This window comes from Aliivibrio fischeri (assembly GCF_009727955.1).
Lineage (GTDB): Bacteria > Pseudomonadota > Gammaproteobacteria > Enterobacterales > Vibrionaceae > Aliivibrio > Aliivibrio fischeri_A.
In genome coordinates this window covers 132,956-149,602 of record NZ_WOBR01000011.1, presented here as the reverse complement: position 1 = coordinate 149,602, position 16,647 = coordinate 132,956, and the positions used below count along the sequence as shown (strand labels likewise).

17 protein-coding genes are annotated in these 16,647 nt (G+C 36.6%); 9 read left to right on the top strand and 8 right to left on the bottom strand.

The annotated features are described in order from the left end of the window. Positions 1-363 precede the first annotated feature (363 nt). A complete protein-coding gene (locus GNP81_RS16275; RefSeq protein WP_196587408.1) occupies positions 364-1,731 on the bottom strand; it encodes a YjiH family protein in 1,368 nt (455 codons plus the stop codon). Between the two features lie 274 nt (positions 1,732-2,005). After that, positions 2,006-3,652, bottom strand: coding sequence for an ABC-ATPase domain-containing protein (locus GNP81_RS16270; RefSeq protein ID WP_155672808.1), 1,647 nt, complete (start codon positions 3,650-3,652; stop codon positions 2,006-2,008). Positions 3,653-3,815: 163 nt separating this feature from the next. Here GNP81_RS16270 and GNP81_RS16265 point away from each other — a divergent pair, with 163 nt between their 5' ends. From GNP81_RS16265 to GNP81_RS16255, 3 genes are all read left to right on the top strand, one after another. Next, complete coding sequence (locus tag GNP81_RS16265; RefSeq protein ID WP_155672807.1) at positions 3,816-4,049, top strand: hypothetical protein; 234 nt, start codon at positions 3,816-3,818, stop codon at positions 4,047-4,049. Between the two features lie 178 nt (positions 4,050-4,227). After that, positions 4,228-5,631 (top strand): FAD-dependent oxidoreductase, encoded by a 1,404-nt coding sequence (locus GNP81_RS16260; protein WP_155674338.1) that lies wholly within the window; start codon positions 4,228-4,230, stop codon positions 5,629-5,631. Positions 5,632-5,823: 192 nt separating this feature from the next. Continuing rightward, positions 5,824-6,198, top strand: coding sequence for a hypothetical protein (locus GNP81_RS16255; protein ID WP_236798266.1), 375 nt, complete (start codon positions 5,824-5,826; stop codon positions 6,196-6,198). Between the two features lie 4 nt (positions 6,199-6,202). Here GNP81_RS16255 and GNP81_RS16250 read toward each other — a convergent pair whose 3' ends face one another. From GNP81_RS16250 to GNP81_RS16240, 3 genes are all read right to left on the bottom strand, one after another. Then, positions 6,203-6,829, bottom strand: a complete 627-nt coding sequence (locus tag GNP81_RS16250) for a hypothetical protein (protein WP_236798267.1) — start codon at positions 6,827-6,829, stop codon at positions 6,203-6,205. Between the two features lie 67 nt (positions 6,830-6,896). Then, complete coding sequence (locus GNP81_RS16245) at positions 6,897-9,251, bottom strand: fatty acid cis/trans isomerase (RefSeq protein WP_155674339.1); 2,355 nt, start codon at positions 9,249-9,251, stop codon at positions 6,897-6,899. A gap of 109 nt (positions 9,252-9,360) precedes the next feature. Then, positions 9,361-10,599 carry an L-lactate MFS transporter gene (locus GNP81_RS16240; RefSeq protein WP_155672803.1) on the bottom strand — a complete coding sequence of 413 codons (1,239 nt, stop codon included), beginning with the start codon at positions 10,597-10,599 and terminating at the stop codon, positions 9,361-9,363. A 316-nt stretch (positions 10,600-10,915) separates the two neighbouring features. Here GNP81_RS16240 and GNP81_RS16235 point away from each other — a divergent pair, with 316 nt between their 5' ends. The 4 genes from GNP81_RS16235 (at position 10,916) to GNP81_RS16220 (ending at position 13,740) form a co-directional block, all read left to right on the top strand. Next, a complete protein-coding gene (locus tag GNP81_RS16235) occupies positions 10,916-11,467 on the top strand; it encodes a DUF3332 domain-containing protein (protein WP_155672802.1) in 552 nt (183 codons plus the stop codon). A gap of 324 nt (positions 11,468-11,791) precedes the next feature. Beyond that, positions 11,792-12,157: a hypothetical protein gene (locus tag GNP81_RS16230; protein WP_005422784.1), complete on the top strand. Its 366-nt coding sequence runs from the start codon at positions 11,792-11,794 to the stop codon at positions 12,155-12,157. Positions 12,158-12,292: 135 nt separating this feature from the next. Beyond that, positions 12,293-13,297, top strand: coding sequence for a response regulator (locus GNP81_RS16225; protein WP_146863602.1), 1,005 nt, complete (start codon positions 12,293-12,295; stop codon positions 13,295-13,297). Continuing rightward, positions 13,297-13,740 carry a PAS domain-containing protein gene (locus GNP81_RS16220; RefSeq protein ID WP_146863599.1) on the top strand — a complete coding sequence of 148 codons (444 nt, stop codon included), beginning with the start codon at positions 13,297-13,299 and terminating at the stop codon, positions 13,738-13,740. Before GNP81_RS16225 ends, GNP81_RS16220 begins: the two co-directional genes overlap by 1 nt. A gap of 64 nt (positions 13,741-13,804) precedes the next feature. On the opposite strand, the gene GNP81_RS16215 is transcribed toward GNP81_RS16220, so the two are convergent. Together GNP81_RS16215 and GNP81_RS16210 are read right to left on the bottom strand one after the other, a co-directional pair. Next, entirely contained in the window at positions 13,805-14,113 is a 309-nt protein-coding gene (locus GNP81_RS16215; RefSeq protein ID WP_005422781.1) for a DUF496 family protein, read from the bottom strand. Between the two features lie 99 nt (positions 14,114-14,212). Beyond that, positions 14,213-14,632: a bactofilin family protein gene (locus tag GNP81_RS16210; RefSeq protein WP_155672801.1), complete on the bottom strand. Its 420-nt coding sequence runs from the start codon at positions 14,630-14,632 to the stop codon at positions 14,213-14,215. Between the two features lie 151 nt (positions 14,633-14,783). Between GNP81_RS16210 and GNP81_RS16205 the strand changes: the two genes are divergently transcribed. Both GNP81_RS16205 and GNP81_RS16200 read left to right on the top strand, forming a co-directional pair. Next, the gene (locus tag GNP81_RS16205; protein ID WP_155674340.1) at positions 14,784-15,437 is read left to right on the top strand and encodes a YceH family protein; all 654 of its coding nucleotides are present in this window, start codon (positions 14,784-14,786) and stop codon (positions 15,435-15,437) included. Further along, on the top strand, positions 15,437-15,721 hold the full coding sequence (locus GNP81_RS16200; protein ID WP_155672799.1) for a GIY-YIG nuclease family protein: 285 nt from the start codon (positions 15,437-15,439) through the stop codon (positions 15,719-15,721). Before GNP81_RS16205 ends, GNP81_RS16200 begins: the two co-directional genes overlap by 1 nt. Here the strand turns inward: GNP81_RS16200 and nadE are convergent. Next, the gene (gene nadE, locus GNP81_RS16195) at positions 15,718-16,548 is read right to left on the bottom strand and encodes an ammonia-dependent NAD(+) synthetase (protein WP_155672798.1); all 831 of its coding nucleotides are present in this window, start codon (positions 16,546-16,548) and stop codon (positions 15,718-15,720) included. The two genes, GNP81_RS16200 and nadE, sit on opposite strands and share 4 nt — an antisense overlap. Positions 16,549-16,647: the final 99 nt, after the last annotated feature.

Here is a 16,647-nt window from a genome sequence, read left to right as displayed (position 1 = left end):
CTGGGCCTTTTTTATTATCTGTAAATCATCATAAGAAGTAATGCTCGCCGTCAATCTACATAAATGCTGATATATAAGCAATTCGAGTAATAATAAGTATCCGGTTTAAGGCACAAAGTATATAAATCTAATCATACATTTATAAATGTAAGGTGAGTATGATTTATCTATTTCTATGGTTGTATGTGTCATTTTCAATTGGCGTTTCAATTATCGCAAACAGTTATGGGCGTTCTGGTCCAGTGTGTTTTTTCTTTTCATTAATAGCCACTCCAGTATCAACTTTTATTTTTTATCAATTTATAGATCAAAAAAAGGCGAACTCATAGAGCTCGCCTTTTTTATATGTGAGAGTAACTTTAGTTAGAAAATTAAATGTGCCATACCAGCAATCACAGGAAGTGTGATAATAGTACGTAAGATGAAGATAGCAAACAGTTCAAAAATGTTTACTGGAATCTTACTACCAAGCAGTAAGGCACCAACTTCTGACATATAAATTAATTGTGTAACTGACATTGCAGCAATAACAAAACGTGTCATTTCACTATCGATTGAAGCCGCTAGGATTGATGGAATAAACATATCAGCAAAACCGACAACAATCGTTTGAGATGCAGCTGCCGCTTCAGGAACACCTAGTAATTCAAGGAATGGAATAAACGGTTGTCCTAGTACAGTGAAAACCGAAGTATATTCAGCAATAACAAGGGCAACAGTACCTAATGCCATAACTACAGGTAATACGCCAAATACCATGTCTACTGCATTTTTAACACCTTCACCAAATACGCCTCTAATAGAAGTTACTTTAGCTGCTTTGTTCATCGCTTGCTCTAAACCCCAAGAAAATGTTGTGTATCCTTCTGGGATTAATTCTGCATCGGCATCACGCTCGGTACCATCAATGAATAGATCTTTTTTACGGCTTAACGGCGGTAGGCGAGGGATGATAATTGCAGCCACAACACCAGCAAGACATACTGTTAAATAAAATGGTAAGAAATAACTCTCTAGTTCAACTTGAGCAATAACAACCAGGCTGAAAGTAATTGATACTGCAGAGAAAGTCGTACCAACAACAGCGGCTTCACGTTGAGTATAAAACTTACCTTCATATTGTTTGCTTGTTAAAAGAATACCTACTGAACCATCGCCTAACCATGATGCCATACAGTCAATAGCTGAACGACCTGGTAAATTGAAAACAGGGCGCATCACTTTACTTAACAAAGCACCAAATAGTTCAAGTAAGCCAAAGTTAAGAAGAAGAGGTAATAATAAACCTGCGAAAATGAATACAGAAAATAGAACAGGAAGTAAATCGTTTAATACTAAGCCACCAGTATTTGGTTCCCAAATAGCTTCAGGGCCAACTTGGAAAAATACCATTGCTGCCGCAGCGCCACCAATTAAGCGAACGACGAACCAAAGTGGACTTGGATTCAACAAGCCAAATAGGAATTCATTTTTAGTAATAAAACTTGGTTTAAACAATTTAAATAAGATGGTTACTACTGCCATAAACATAGTGATGCCAGTAACCATAGCTACTAGGTGCTCACCGAATAGAGCCTGAATTGATTTAGCTAAAACGGCCACTGGGATAGTGATATCACCGTTATAGGTTATTGGTGCCATAAAAAGGAACAAGCCGATTAATGACGGGATAAGAAACATTAGAAGATTCTTCTTCTTGCTCATAGGTATACTCTCACTTGAATTTTGCATAAATCTCTCAAATTACCACTAGTTAATAAACTGCTATTCCTTAGCATTATTATTCACTAAATTTCCGTATTCATTCAATAAAGTGGAGATTACACTGTTTTCTAATGAAGTGGAATACTATTCATTAAAAAAAAGTAATTATTCACTTTTATTCAGTGGATAATCATTATTGAATGCTTAATTTGTAATCAAATTGATTGTTATTTGTTAAAAGAAAAGCATTATATACAAAAAAGCCCCCTATAGAAGGAGGCTTTATAAAAGTTGTGATTTACTATTTAAATTCAGCTACACGCATACGATTAAGTGTCGCCATTACCTCAATAACACGCGGTTTAGCCAAATCGCCGTGCTTTGGCATCATTTCATGCCAATTATCATGAAGTTGCTGAGCAATAAACTCAACAGGGTTCGATTCCCAACCTGGAGTTTGTGACAGCTGAAACCACATCCAACCAATAGCATGAACTTGTGCTGAAGATTGAAGTTGAGAGATAGCGGTAATATCAATGTATTCACGACCAAAACGTAATGAATCTTTGTTTTTTGCTTGAATACGGAACTTACCTTCTTGAAGAATCGCCTGAAGAGAAGAACGGTTTAATTGACGTGTCTCAGTTGGTAGCAAATTGTCAGAACCTTCACGTACACGTGTGGTAGGGTGTGAAGCAACCACTTCTTTTGCTTTTGAAGTAACATCAACAGCTTGGTAATCATGCATTTGGATGACTGTATCTGCAACATCAAGATAATCGCCAGAACCACCCATAACAAGAATTGTTGATACACCCATTTCATCGCGTAATTGACCAATACGATCGACAAGAGGGGTAATGGGCTCTGCACCATTATTTACTAATGCTTGCATACGTTCATCACGGATCATGAAATTGGTTGCAGACGTATCTTCATCAATTAAGAGTGTTTTAGCCTGCGCTTCTAGTGATTCTTGAAGCCATGCCGCTTGTGATGTAGAGCCTGATGCATCTTGAGTTGAGAAGCATGTCGTGTCTTTACCCATAGGTAAATGATTAATGTAGTTCGATAAATTTAAATTATGAACACAACGCCCATCTTCTGCCTGAATTTTTGTTGTCGATTCTTCTGTTACAATATACTCACGGCCATCACCAGGGATGTGATCATAAATAGAGCGCTCTAAGGCATTAAGTAATGTTGATTTACCATGAAAACCACCACCAACAATTAGCGTGATGCCTTTTGGAATACCCATACCTTTAATAGGACCACGGTTAGGCGTCATTAACTCGATTTCTAATGATTCAGGGCTTTGAAATGCAATCGCATCCTTCATTGGACGATCATTATTACCAGCAATTCGAGGTAAAATACTGCCATTAGCAACAAAAGCAACTAAACCATGTTCAGAAAGCTGACGACGAAGAGCAACTTGATCAACGATAACCTTACAATGCTCTTTTAACTCATCAATAGGAAGTTCACGCGCCAAAAGTGTACGGCGTACATATTTTGGCATATGGAAAGTTAAAATGTTAATTGCTTTTTTCGCTAAAATCTCACGACCTTCAGCCGGTAAATTAATGTTGTAACGAAGTTCAATACCTTCATCATCAAAAATTACTGATGTGTGGTCCAAAACAGTTTGGCCAGATAATGCAATAGATAACGTCGCATCTTTTTCCAATAACTCGCTGAAGTGACGTGCTAAAAAATCACGAGCGGCACGTTGATAATCAAGAGATGTCTCTTGAAGCCATTGAAGATGGGTTAACGACCATGCCCGTTTTGCACGAATACGAGTTGGTGGTGCATAAGGGTCAGATTGAACATTATCGATATACAGAGTGAAGTCGGTAAAGTCGTATTCCCCTTTAATAGAGGTATAGCTACGGTAGTTTCGTTTTTCTAATTTTTTTAGTTTGGCTTCAAGCTGTTCCATTACATTCACATAATCTAATAAAGTTGTGAGCAGTATAACAAAATACAAGGATGAATAAGTACCTCTTTATAACGGCAGAATGAAAATATATAAGACTATTTGCTAATTTACTTTAATTACAGAAAAAAGAGATAGTTACATAGAACACATAAGGAGCTTAAATATGGAACTTCTCATTGATATAGCACAGTATTTATTTATGTTGATTGGTATTGTGTGCATATTAGTCTCGGTAACACAATATTCCAGAAGAACATCAGACATAACCGGTGCAGTTATGCTATTTGTAAAACGAATTGAAATGTCTGTTAATGAATATAAGTGGTATCGAATTGGTATTAGCGCACTTATCCTGGGCGTAGCTATTCGAATTATTAAATTAACCTTATGGACTTAAAGTTACCCACAGTTATCCACAATTTCTGTGGGTAACTGTTTGAATAACACAGTAACTCATTGAAATGTAAAAGGTAAGTATATAGATCAAGCTTTTTCTTTCTCTATTCTATTATTTTTTTGCGACGCAAAGTAAAATAGCAAAGTTATTATAAATATTGTTTGGATTGTGGAAAATAATGGACAAAAAACCTTCAAAAAAGAAAGTAGCCATCATTGGTGGTGGCGTTGCAGGCTCAACAATTGCAATGTATCTATCAAAGTTTGATATTGAAATTGATCTTTTTGAACAAGGAACCAGTTTAGTTAATGGTCCACCTATTTGTCATTTACACGCCGGCGGTAACTTGTACCGTGAGATCTCTGATGAGCAATGCATCGCTTTATTAACAGAGTCAATTCAAACCGCTCAATTTTTCCCTCATTCATTAAATATTCGACCGACAATTATCGCTGTACCTAAAGACGATAGAGCAGAAGCGAGCGATCTTTTACCGCGTTTAAATTTACTGCAAAAACATTATCAAAAATTAGTTGAGCAATCAGAAAAGAATGAAATGTTTGGTAAACCAGAAGAGTATTTCACGACGTTTACTAAGCAACAATTATCTGAAATCGCAGAACTTGAACCAACAAATCAACCTCGTTCAATGACTGAGTGGATGATCCCATTTGCTAAAACAACAGATTTAGAGCAAATAAAATACCCAGTAGTCATTGTGCAAGAATATGGTCTTAGTGTATTTAGAATGGCATCAACCGCACAATTAATTCTTAGTGAACAATCCAATGTAAATCTGCACCTTTTAAGTCGAGTTGAAAAATTAAATAAGCAAGATAATGGTAATTGGTTTTTAAGTTTCTCAAACAGTGACACTGTCACTAATTGTAACTTTGATTATGTCATTAATTGCGCAGGGTTTCGCACCGGTATCATAGATGATCTTGCACAACAGCAAACCAAAAGGCTGGTTGAATTCAAAGCTGCCTATGTGACACATTGGAATAGTGACTTTTTTGGAAAATGGCCAGAAGTAATATTCCATGGAGAAAGAGGTACACCAAAAGGTATGGCACAGTTAACTCCATACCCTAATGGTTATTTTCAATTACACGGAATGACTGAAGACATTACGTTATTTAAAGATGGGCTATCTCGTTCTTCAGAGCTATCATCTCAACCGCAGTTACCAGAAAAGTTCATCGATAAAATTACGAATGGTTGGAAAGAGAGCATTCAACAAGAGCGAACTGAAAAAGCCATCAAACATTTATCTCAATTTATTTCTTCTTTTGAAACTGCATCGACAGCAGGTAAACCGTTATATGGAGCTCAACAAATTCCTGGAGATGATGTGACACTAAGAGCGGCAACGATTAATTATGATGGTCATGGTTATTTTAGGGCAGAGATAGTAAAAGCCTCATCAGCTATTGAATGCGCTAAACAAATAGTGCAGCAAATAAAATTAGGCTCAGAAATTAATACACTAATTCAGCCATCTAATGATGACGTTTGTCACTTAGCTGAACAGTTTGCCATAGAAAGAGGGTATCCAGTTGAGCTTGCACAAACGTATTAAATACCTAATGTTCAGTCATTAATATCGATGAATATAAAAACCTGTTTACATATGTGCTTTGTATGATCCTGCTAAAATCAAAAATAATCCATTATACAGTGTATCATTCATGATAATTTTACTGATAATCTTGTTGAAATATCCTCGGTTTTTGTTGAGAATAAGCGCATAAAGACAAACTCAAGGTGAGATGTGGAATTTTTATTAAAACGCCGTTGGCCCAGATTTGAGTGTAAAAAATCTGTTAATGCTAAAATATTTTGGGCGCATAGATTAATGCCTTTTGTTAGCGTTAAATTAATGGATGTATCTAAAAAAGGGTTTGGTTTTACAAGTGAACGTAAATTACAAGAAGGCAGTTGTGAACTTAGAATACGTTCATTCCCTGCAATGATTGGTGATATTGTGTATCGTAAAGAAATTAAATCTGTAAAAGGGGAAACACTTTATCAATATGGATTTTATCTAAGTACACAACTACATAAGACTCAGATAGAAAATTTAGGTTGTAAAGGTGTTATCCATATTGAGCACATCAACAAAGACGATGATGAAGCTCTAGGATAAAAAACTAGTTGTGAATATAGCGGAATAAACCAAAGCATAAAAAGTATTTAAGTAAGACATGTTGTTGATTCGACTCTAAAGGGTGATATATAGAGCGATTCAAACATGTCATGCTTAAGTTGTTCAATTGCTTATCGAGTGTGGTTTCAGATATCAAATTATGAATACCTTGATGAACATAGATCGTATTATCTTCAGGCATTTTGCCAGTCCACCAGAAATACAATTCTTTACTGCTTTTTGTTCTATCAAACCAATGGTCACACAATACCATTAAATGGTCATTCAATGATAAAGCATCACTTTTCTTAAGCGTTTCTATAGCCGTATATATTTGTGTTTTGGCTTCTGTTTTTGCATTTAAAAATTGCGGATAGATCATCCATATACGTTCATCATTAATTATTAAAGAGAAAATATACAATTGATGTTCCGTGTCATGTGAAAAAAGTGTTATGTCACAAGAGTGACCTTGCGCCTGAACTATCGTTTTTAATCGTCGATGAAAAGCAGAACTTAGATGTGATGGCGACATTCCACGATTATGAATAGTAGGGTAATGGTGCTTACAAATGGTTTTGTAATCATCACTAAATGCATTAAGGCATTCTATAAATATTTGTTCCAACAAGTAAAATACCCCTAAAAAGGTGAGTGTCTCCTGTGTACACTCACTTTTCAATATTCAAAAATAAGAATTATCTATTTTCAAACCGATTGTAGTCCAAAAGACCGGCTTCGATTGGATATTTCATTTTATACCATTCTGTTAACTCGTCACTATAAGCCCAGAATTTATTTGAGCTGCGTCTAATAGCGTAGATATCAAGTAATGCTACGTAATCCTCTTCAGAACCGACTTTGCTTAATTGTTTAACAAAATCAGATAACTTAGACTCTTCAATTTCTAAAAAGGCCGCAGGGTAACTACCTACAACACCATATAAGATAGATAAACGATCAAGCTTAGGAATACGATTTCCTTCCTCATTAAATAAAGAAGAAATATTCTTATGTGCACTTGTATTTAATAAAGTAAAAAATTCACTGCTTCCTTTACCCGATACAATTTTTAACGTCATAATTTGTGGAAGGTATTGAAGACCATCACCTTGAATACGATCAATATTATTTAACGCAACATGTGATGATTTATCTAAAACTGCATTAGTTACATTGTAACGATCTGATAATCCTTTACCCATACGTTTACGTAACTTAGCAAAAAGCTCATCTTTTGGATTATCAGACGTATAAGTTATCTGCGTTGGCTGTTCAAATGGTTGAACATCACGCTGTAAAAAACGGCTCAATTGTGGTGACGGATCTTGATACCAACTTTCAAATTCTGTTTTACGCATTTTCTTAGGTAATAAAGCTAAAAAGTTACTTTCGCCTTCCATTCTTAAGAAATCCATGTACATGCGAGTCATTAATTGATGGCCGAAATTGCCATAAACATCGAATCCCGCAACTAACAAATAATGAATTCGTTCTAATAGGGCGTAATCAATTACCCAAGCGGTTTTCGGTGTAGGACCATTTAATCCTTTAATTACCGATGCACTATCAAAGTGGCGGTAGATAGTTAATGCCGCGTTATCGTTTTTCTGATCGCCATTCCATACGAGATCAAGTGTTAGATGTTTTCCATCAGCAAAAATACTATTTAAATAGGTATTTTTCGCTTCTAAGTAGCGAGCTTGATTTCGAGAATATTGAATCCAACTCGTAATTGGCACAGTAGTACTGTCTAACTCCGCAGGTAGAGCGAGATTCTCTTTTTGTTCTCTATAGAACTTAACGACATCAGGACTGTCTGTTTTATCTGGATCGACAAAGAAAACCCAAAAATGATCATTAATCACATTTAGCGCTAACTGCCCGCGGCAAACCGGACCTTTAATAAAGCCTTGAATGGTATCTTGAGCTTCATCCAGTAAATAGCTATAACGTGAGTGAACAGGTAAATCGACGAAAGTAACCAAAGGGTTAGCTGCAATTTCTGTTGAATAACTTGGTAGTGAGGTTACTTGATAATCTGCAGTAACAAACCATTTATTCCATTTTTCAAAGCGTGTTTGATCAAGTAAGTAGGGCATATGTGTTTTATCAACAATGCTACTACGTACAGGAACAATACGATAATAAACACGTTTTACTCCTGGTTCATCATATGGGCGACGAGTTGCGATTAAAGATAAAGGTTCACCAGGAGGCGTTGCCGAACGAACAACTTTAAAGAAACGTAATGTTTTAGGATCGGTCGTAAAATAAAGGTGATTTAAAAATAGGTGTTCATATAGATAACGAGCAGTCAGTTGCTCTTTTAATGAATTACCGTTAAAGAACGTTTCCCATTTTTCAACATTTGCAATATCAGAATCCGAAAGAGGAGCAATATCACTCATATGAGCGCCTTGCTCTAGCCAATTCATTAGTAAATCATGTTCTGAAATAGACAGCTCAGGCATTCCATAAGGCATCCCCCAGCTTGGGTATTGATTCTCGTAATCTGACATTTCTTCGATTGTTGGACATTGTTGATCACGATCGATAGAAAAATCATAACCCGTTAACTGCGTTTCTTTGGCAAGTGGATTTGTTTGCTTCAGTGTAAGCATTCGTGCCATAACACCGGCTTCAGTATTCGCGATTTCATTTTGATCTCGCTCATTCAATACCGCTGAAAAGCCAATATCACGCCATTCTTGTGTTGTTTGAGCATCCTCAAATAAACGTGTCGGGTTAGCAGCGACTAAACGTGTACCTTCATAAATTTTCGATTTATGCGCACCACGATCGATTCCTTCTGCTGAAGACATTTTTAATTGGCAGGGAGCATCGTAACAGGCATGGCATACCACACAGCGTTTATCAATTAGAGGTTTAACTTCTTCAAGATAATCAATGCTTTCAGGTGACTTATACTCATGAATGCGATTCTGTACGTGAGCCTCACCAAATAATTGATCGTAGTTATAGGTAGCATATGTTGCACAACCTGAAAAAATAACAACAAAGGCAATCAATAGTGAGCGTTTAGAAAACATAAGCACATCCAATAAATTTAAGATAAAGCATATTGTAATAATAAAAAGCGAAAAAAACAAAAAAAGCCCGTCTGTAAATACAAACGGGCTTTGATTTTATTGAATAATATTAAACAGTAGCAGGACTTAGTTGCTGAGCTTTTTCTTCAGAGATAGGCTTAGTAACTAGAGCTAGAATAATTGCAACACCAACCATAGCAGCAGAGATAGTGTATGCAAGTGCGTAGTCACCACCTTGAGTCATCGAGAAACCAACAACAGCAGCACCAATTGCACCACCAATACCCCATGAAGTGTATAGAACACCGTAGTTAGTACCGTAGTTTTTCAGACCGTAGAACTCAGCAGTAAGCGATGGGAATACTGCTAATAGTGTACCGTAACCAACAGCAGCGACAGCCGTACCAATGATTAGCATTACTTCATTGTCGTACATGCTAAATAGAGCCATGTTCGCACCTTGAAGAACAAATGCAATTAACAGTGTTTTTACGCCGCCAATTTTGTCCGAAAGCATACCAGCAGCCACACGACCGCCTGAGTTAAATACTGCTAAAAGAGAAGCTAGGTAAACAGCATTTGGTAGATTTGCTTGCATGCTTGCAATTGTAGTGATATTGCCGATGATCATTAAACCAGCAGATGCAGCGAATGCGTACATAATCCATAGAGAATAAAACTGTGGCGTTTTAAGCATCGCTTTCCAGTTTAGATCCATTGGTTTACGAGTTGCTACTGGCGCTTTGCCTTCTTTAACTTTAGGTTCTTCAGGTTGGTAACCTTCAGGTGGGTTGTTAATCGTTGTCGCTAAAGGAACGGCAATAATAAGAATTGCAACACCAAGAACTAAAAAGCTAGTTTGAATTCCGTACATAGAAATAAGCGCTGATGTAACAGGTGCTAGGTAAATAGCAGCTAAACCAAAACCTGCAGCAATTAAGCCGTTTACCATACCTTTCTTAGAAGGGTGGAACCACTTCATAGCAGATGGAGCTAGACATGCATAACCAAAACCAATGCCAGCACCAGTCATGATACCAAAAGTAATGTTAAGCATGAACACTGTTTCAGCAAAGCTAGAAGCGATCATACCTAGACCAACTAAAATCGTACCGAAAATAAGAATTAAGCGTGGTCCCATGCGGTCTTGAAGAATACCAGCAACTAAAAGACAGATTGAAAAAGTGATCGTTGCAGTCGCATAAGGTTGAGACGCTTGAGACGCAGTCCATCCCATATCAGTCACAAGTGCTTTATTGAATACGCTCCATGCGTAAAGAATTCCTAAACATAGGTTGATACAAAAGCCTGCAAGCAGGATACGCATTGCTTTATCGATATTTTTCATCGTTTTCTCGGTGAGTTGAAAGTTTATTACAATTAATTTTGAATGAATTAACTGCTGTTTTTTAGAAATATGACATGTGTCACGTAAAACTGCGCGGAGTTTATCAGCACTTTTTATTTATTGGAATAGGTTGTATGAAAATTACACCACATTTTTTCAATCTAATATTTCACTTTTATTGGCGTCATATAATTGACGATCTAGCGGCATTATTCTGTCATATCTTTGTAAAATGTTGATGTTGGGTCTATTTTTACAAATAATTACTTGATAATATGCGCCGCGTTAACAACAACACTAATAAATAGAGAATATTATGAACTTTAAAAAGATGAAAATAGCTGTAGCAGTGGCGTTAGGCGTAACTACTTTAACTGGTTGTATGGGTCAAATGGGTGTTACTCAACTTGTTACCTTTGGTAACTTAAAAGCAGTTGATAACCGTTACGGCCGTGCTGGACTTTATATTCTACTTGCACCTGTTTATGGTATTTCAGCTGCAGCTGACTTATTTATCTTTAACTCAATTGAATTCTGGACAGGTAAAAACATCATCACAGGTAAGAGCCCTGCGATCGTAGATAAAGATGTTGGCGGCGCTGTATTTAAAGTTAACGACAAAATCGATGCATCAATGACAAAAGCACCAGTTGCACCTCTACAGGTTAACAACAAGGTTAAGAGCACAACTGTTGAACAAATCGATGCAAACACGCTTGAAATGCACGTTGCATTACTAGATGGTACTCAACAAGTACTTCGTGGCGAAAAAGTAGATGACAGTGTTGCATTCTACCTAGACGGTAAACACATCACTACAGTACAAATTTCAGAATTAGAAAACTACGTAGCAGCAACTCAAGCTTAATCTGCGTTTTATCTAGTTTTAAAAGCACCCAAACAAAAGGGTGCTTTTTTTATGCCTTATCTCAAATATTTTATAAATATATTTCTCTTCTTAATACCAGTAAATTTAACTATCAATTAACATTTAACGCATCATTAATAAGACTTTTTTATTAATAATAGTGCTTATGGCTCACTGTTTATCTCCCCGCACCCTCACTGAAACATCTCCGTAACAAATTGCCGTTTTACATCTACTTGAATTTAAAATTAAAAGCGATAGAATGCAGCGGAAACAAAGATTTCAAATTTGAAAGGATGCTCCAATTTTTCATTTGAGGTGTTTATGAAATTACTTCTGATTTTTTTAATATCAACCATCGGTGGTGTTGCAGCTGCTGAGCATTTTCATTCTTTCATTTTAGGGTTAAGTATCGCTACATTAGCAGTAGGGTGCTGCCACTGGTTTGCATTTCGAACGACCAAGTATCCTCAACTTGCAATGTTAATGCTAGTTTTAGGCTTATTCGCAAAAATTACGGTAACCATAACAGGCGTGATCATTGGTATGAATGCAGAGTTAATCTCATCGCCGTTTATTTTTGCCGTTTCATATCTATTCTTTTCGATTGTGGCAACTTACCTTTGGTTTAAGATTAAAGATGCAAAAATTTCTAAGCCATTGCTAAAGAAGTACTTGAAGACCGCTTAAACAAAACATCAAATAACTGACGACAAAGGAGCTTTTAAGGCTCCTTTTTCATGTCTTATACATTCTTTACCGTATTCATGGCCTATAATCCTTGCTATAGTGCAGTAATAGATTTATTAATTAAGGTTCAAATAGATGGCCATTTCCATCTTAATCTGTGACGATTCCGCTCTGGCTCGTAAACAACTATCTCGAGTAATACCTGCATCATGGGGAGCAAATATTGAGTTTGCACAACATGGTTGGGAAGCCATTCATAAATTAGAAGCCAATACCTTTGATATTCTTTTTCTTGATTTAACCATGCCTGAGTTAGATGGCTACGGTACACTTGAAGAGATTCAAAAACGTAACATTGCCATTTCTACCGTTGTTGTCTCTGGTGATATACAACCCAAAGCACAACAACGAGTTGCAGAGTTAGGGGCGAAAGCCTTCATCAAAAAACCATTAGATAAAGCCACCTTAATCTCAACATTACAGAATATTGGTATTCAACCAGAAAAACCTGCAAGCTATCAAGTGCAGTCGGTTCAACCAATTCAGTTACGACGTCGAGATGTTTATCTTGAGGTGGCTAACGTAGCAATAGGTCGAGCAGCAGATTCACTAGCAAGGCACTTTGATGTATTTGTGCACATGCCATTACCGAACGTCAATTTATTCGAAATGAGTGAATTGCAAATGACATTACGTCACTTAGCGACTAATGAACATATGTCCGGAGTGTGCCAAGGCTTTAGTGGTGAGGGTATCGCTGGTGAAGCTTTGATTTTATTAAGTGATTCAAGCGTATCCGATTTATTGACCTTAATGGATTATCCTGAAAGTGACGATGCAAGTTTAGAACTTGAGTTATTGATGGATGTTTCAAATATTTTAGTTGGTGCTTTCCTTAAAGGAATTGGTGAGCAAGCAGAAGTGCGTTTCTTCCAAAGCGCTCCTGTATTACTTGGACAACATATTTCCATTGATAGTGTTGTGGAATCAACTAAAGGGACGTTCAATCGCATCATGGCTTTTGAGGTCAGCTATAACATTGATGGCACACAAATTAAATGCGATATGCTATTAATGATAGTAGACGAATCTCTACCAATTTTAGACAACAAACTTGCATACCTATTGGATGACGAATAATGAATGGGATCCCAGCTGAATTTGAACAATTTCATTGGATGGTCGACATGGTACAAAACGTCGATATCGGACTAATCGTAGTCGATAAAGAATTCAATGTGCACTTATGGAATGGATTCATGACACATCATAGTGGAAAACAAGCTCATGATGTGATGACAAAATCACTGTTTGATTTATTTCCGGAAATAAATGAAGCTTGGTTTAAAGCAAAGTCTAAACCTGTTTTTGAATTAGGCACGCGCAGTTTCATTACTTGGCGTCAAAAGCCGTATTTATTTCGCTGTCGTAATGTTCGGCCAATTACTCAGCAGAGTGAGTTTATGTATCAGAATGTCACATTAAACCCAATGCGAAGTACAACAGGGGAAATCAAATCAATGTTTTTAGCCGTTGAAGATGTAACTGCTGAAGCCTTGGCTGAGCGGTTGAACCAGAAATAATTACAAAATCTGAATAAAAAAAGGAGGCTAATTTAGCCTCCTTTTTTACTTAACAAATAAATGATTATTTATTCGCTTTTTTATCAGCTTCTGTCAGTTCACGGATCTTACGGCTGATATCACGACGAGATTTAGAGATTTCAGCACTTTTGATAATGTGATCATCAACACGGTCTTCGTAATCTGCTTTCATGTTTTCAACAACGGCAATAACTTCAGCTGTAGTCATTGTAGGGTGAATGTAATCAAGCATGTTTTCTAGAAGAGTTACACGCTTTTGGTTATCACGAATTTTCTTTTGGTTATCTTGAAGTTCACGCTTCAGTTTATTTTTACGACGAGCTTGGTTGATGATTTCAAAAACGTTGTTCATTTCAATTTCCTATAATATTTAATAGCTTCTATCTTGATTAAATCATAAATGCGATAGCGAAAACAATAACAAGATCAATACAGTGTTAAAAAGATGGTATTAAGCAGATTTTGAGCTATCTTCACTTGCTTCTTTCTCTAAGTCTCTGTTTGGAGAAATCTTAGTCACATTTTCAACTTCAACAACTTCAAGGTTTTCACCAATTAACAAACCACCTTTATCGATAGTAAGGTGCTGGGTTTGCATGGTGCCCTTAAATTTACCTTTAGCTTGAATATTCACTTCGCCACCTTGGCAAGTTCCTTCAACCAAACCATTAATCAAAACTAGTCCCGCTTTGATATCGCCCTGAACTCTCCCAGTAGGAGTAACAATCACTTCAGCTTCAGTTGCAATATTACCTTGAACGTAACCATCAATTTGGATGCTTTGTTCTGATTCTAGATTACCGATGATACGGCAACCTTTTGCAACGATAGATAAAGATGCCGAGGTAGACCGACTACTAAAAAGGCCCATGAGTGTTTCTCCAATTGATATTAATTTAACTTAAGAATACTATCATGAATAGAATATAGCGTATCTACTAATTGATTAGTTAATAACATATTTTAACCGCTTAGCTCACACTTACGTCATTTTGGGCGGTTATAAGCAAGGAATAGATAAAATGAGAATATTTAGCGAGACTGAGATCCGTGTTATCGGCTGTTTAATTGAAAAAGAAATCACAACGCCAGAGCAATATCCATTAACTCTCAATGCATTAACAACGGCCTGTAATCAAAAAAGCAATCGTGACCCTGTAACATCATTGACTGATTCTGATGTCCTAGATAGTGTGAATGCACTAATCCAAGAGCGTATTATCACTGATGAAACACGAGGTAATTCACGTGTAGCAAAATACCAACATCGTTTTTGTAATACGGAATTTGGTAGTCTTAAACTTTCTAAGCAAGAACTCGCTATTTTATGTGTTTTGTTTCTACGAGGTCCGCAAACACCAGGCGAACTTCGTACGAGAACACAACGCTTATGTGAATTTGATAACGTAGCCCAAGTTGAAAATGTGCTGAATGGCCTTTCTGCAGATGAACACAACCCTAAAGTGATCAAATTAGCCAAAGAACCAGGTAAAAGAGAAGCACGGTTTGCCCATTTATTCTGTGGTGAAGTCAGTCAAGCGACTGCAACGTATCAACAGATATCTTCAGATACAGATGATAATGAACGTATTGTTGCATTAGAATCAGACGTATCTGATTTAAAACGTGAAGTTGAAGAACTAAAGAAACTTATCAACAATTTACTTGATAAATAATGGCAGAAGAAAAGAGCACATGGTTTATCTACCTGATAAGAACTCGGGTAGGTAGCTTGTATTGTGGTATTACTAATAATTTAGAACGACGCTTTAAAATGCATCAAGATGGGAAAGGGGCAAAATACCTTAAAGGTAAAGGACCTTTGACCTTAGTTTGGCACTGCAACGTTGAAAGTAAATCCATTGCTTTAAAATACGAATATCGTATAAAAAAAATGACTAAAGCCTCAAAAGAAGCTTTAGTCACTAATCAAATACCATTACCGACGATTAATGATTAATCATAAATAGTTGGGATAGGCTTACGTTTATGCTGAGACATTTGGTAGATTTTAATTAATCGAGCTTCTGCATCAGCATCAATTTTTTTACCTTCCAAAAAGTCATCAATTTGATCATAACTAACCAATAAAGCATCTTCATCAGCTTTCTGTGGTGCTAACTCTTCCAAATCAGCAGTTGGTACTTTTTTAACTAATTGCTCAGGCGCGCCTAATTGTGCTGCAACTTCACGAACTTGGCGTTTATTTAAACCAAATAAAGGCGCTAAGTCACACGCACCATCACCAAATTTAGTATAAAAACCCGTAATATTTTCAGCAGAGTGATCAGTACCTAATACCAAACCACCGACATAACCTGCAACTTCATATTGAGCAATCATACGAGCACGAGCCTTAACGTTACCTTTTACAAAATCAATTTTTGCGCTATCAGTTGGCAGTAGACCGGTATCTTTGAGCGCGATGTGATTAGCAGAATGTAGCCCATTAACACCGTCTTTAATATTGATACTAATAGAGTGGGTCGGTTGAATAAATTGCAGTGCTAGTTGTGCTTCATCTTCATCTTTTTGGATACCATAAGGAAGACGAACTGCGATAAATTGATAATCAGAACTTTGAGTCTCAAGGTTAAGTTCGTTTACGGCAAGTTGAGCTAAACGACCACAAGTTGTCGAATCAACACCACCACTGATACCAAGAATTAACGATTTACAGTGAGCTTCAAGCAATTTACCTTTAATAAAGTCCACACGTTTTTTGATCTCTTCAACTGGGTCAATTGACACCTTTACTTTCATTTCTTCAACAATTTGCTGCTGCATTACTCATTCCTTTGCTCATTCGAGTCTTATTTACGATTAATGTTGATTAATAATACTGAAATAATGTAATTAATAATAGAGAAATGATACATGGCATAG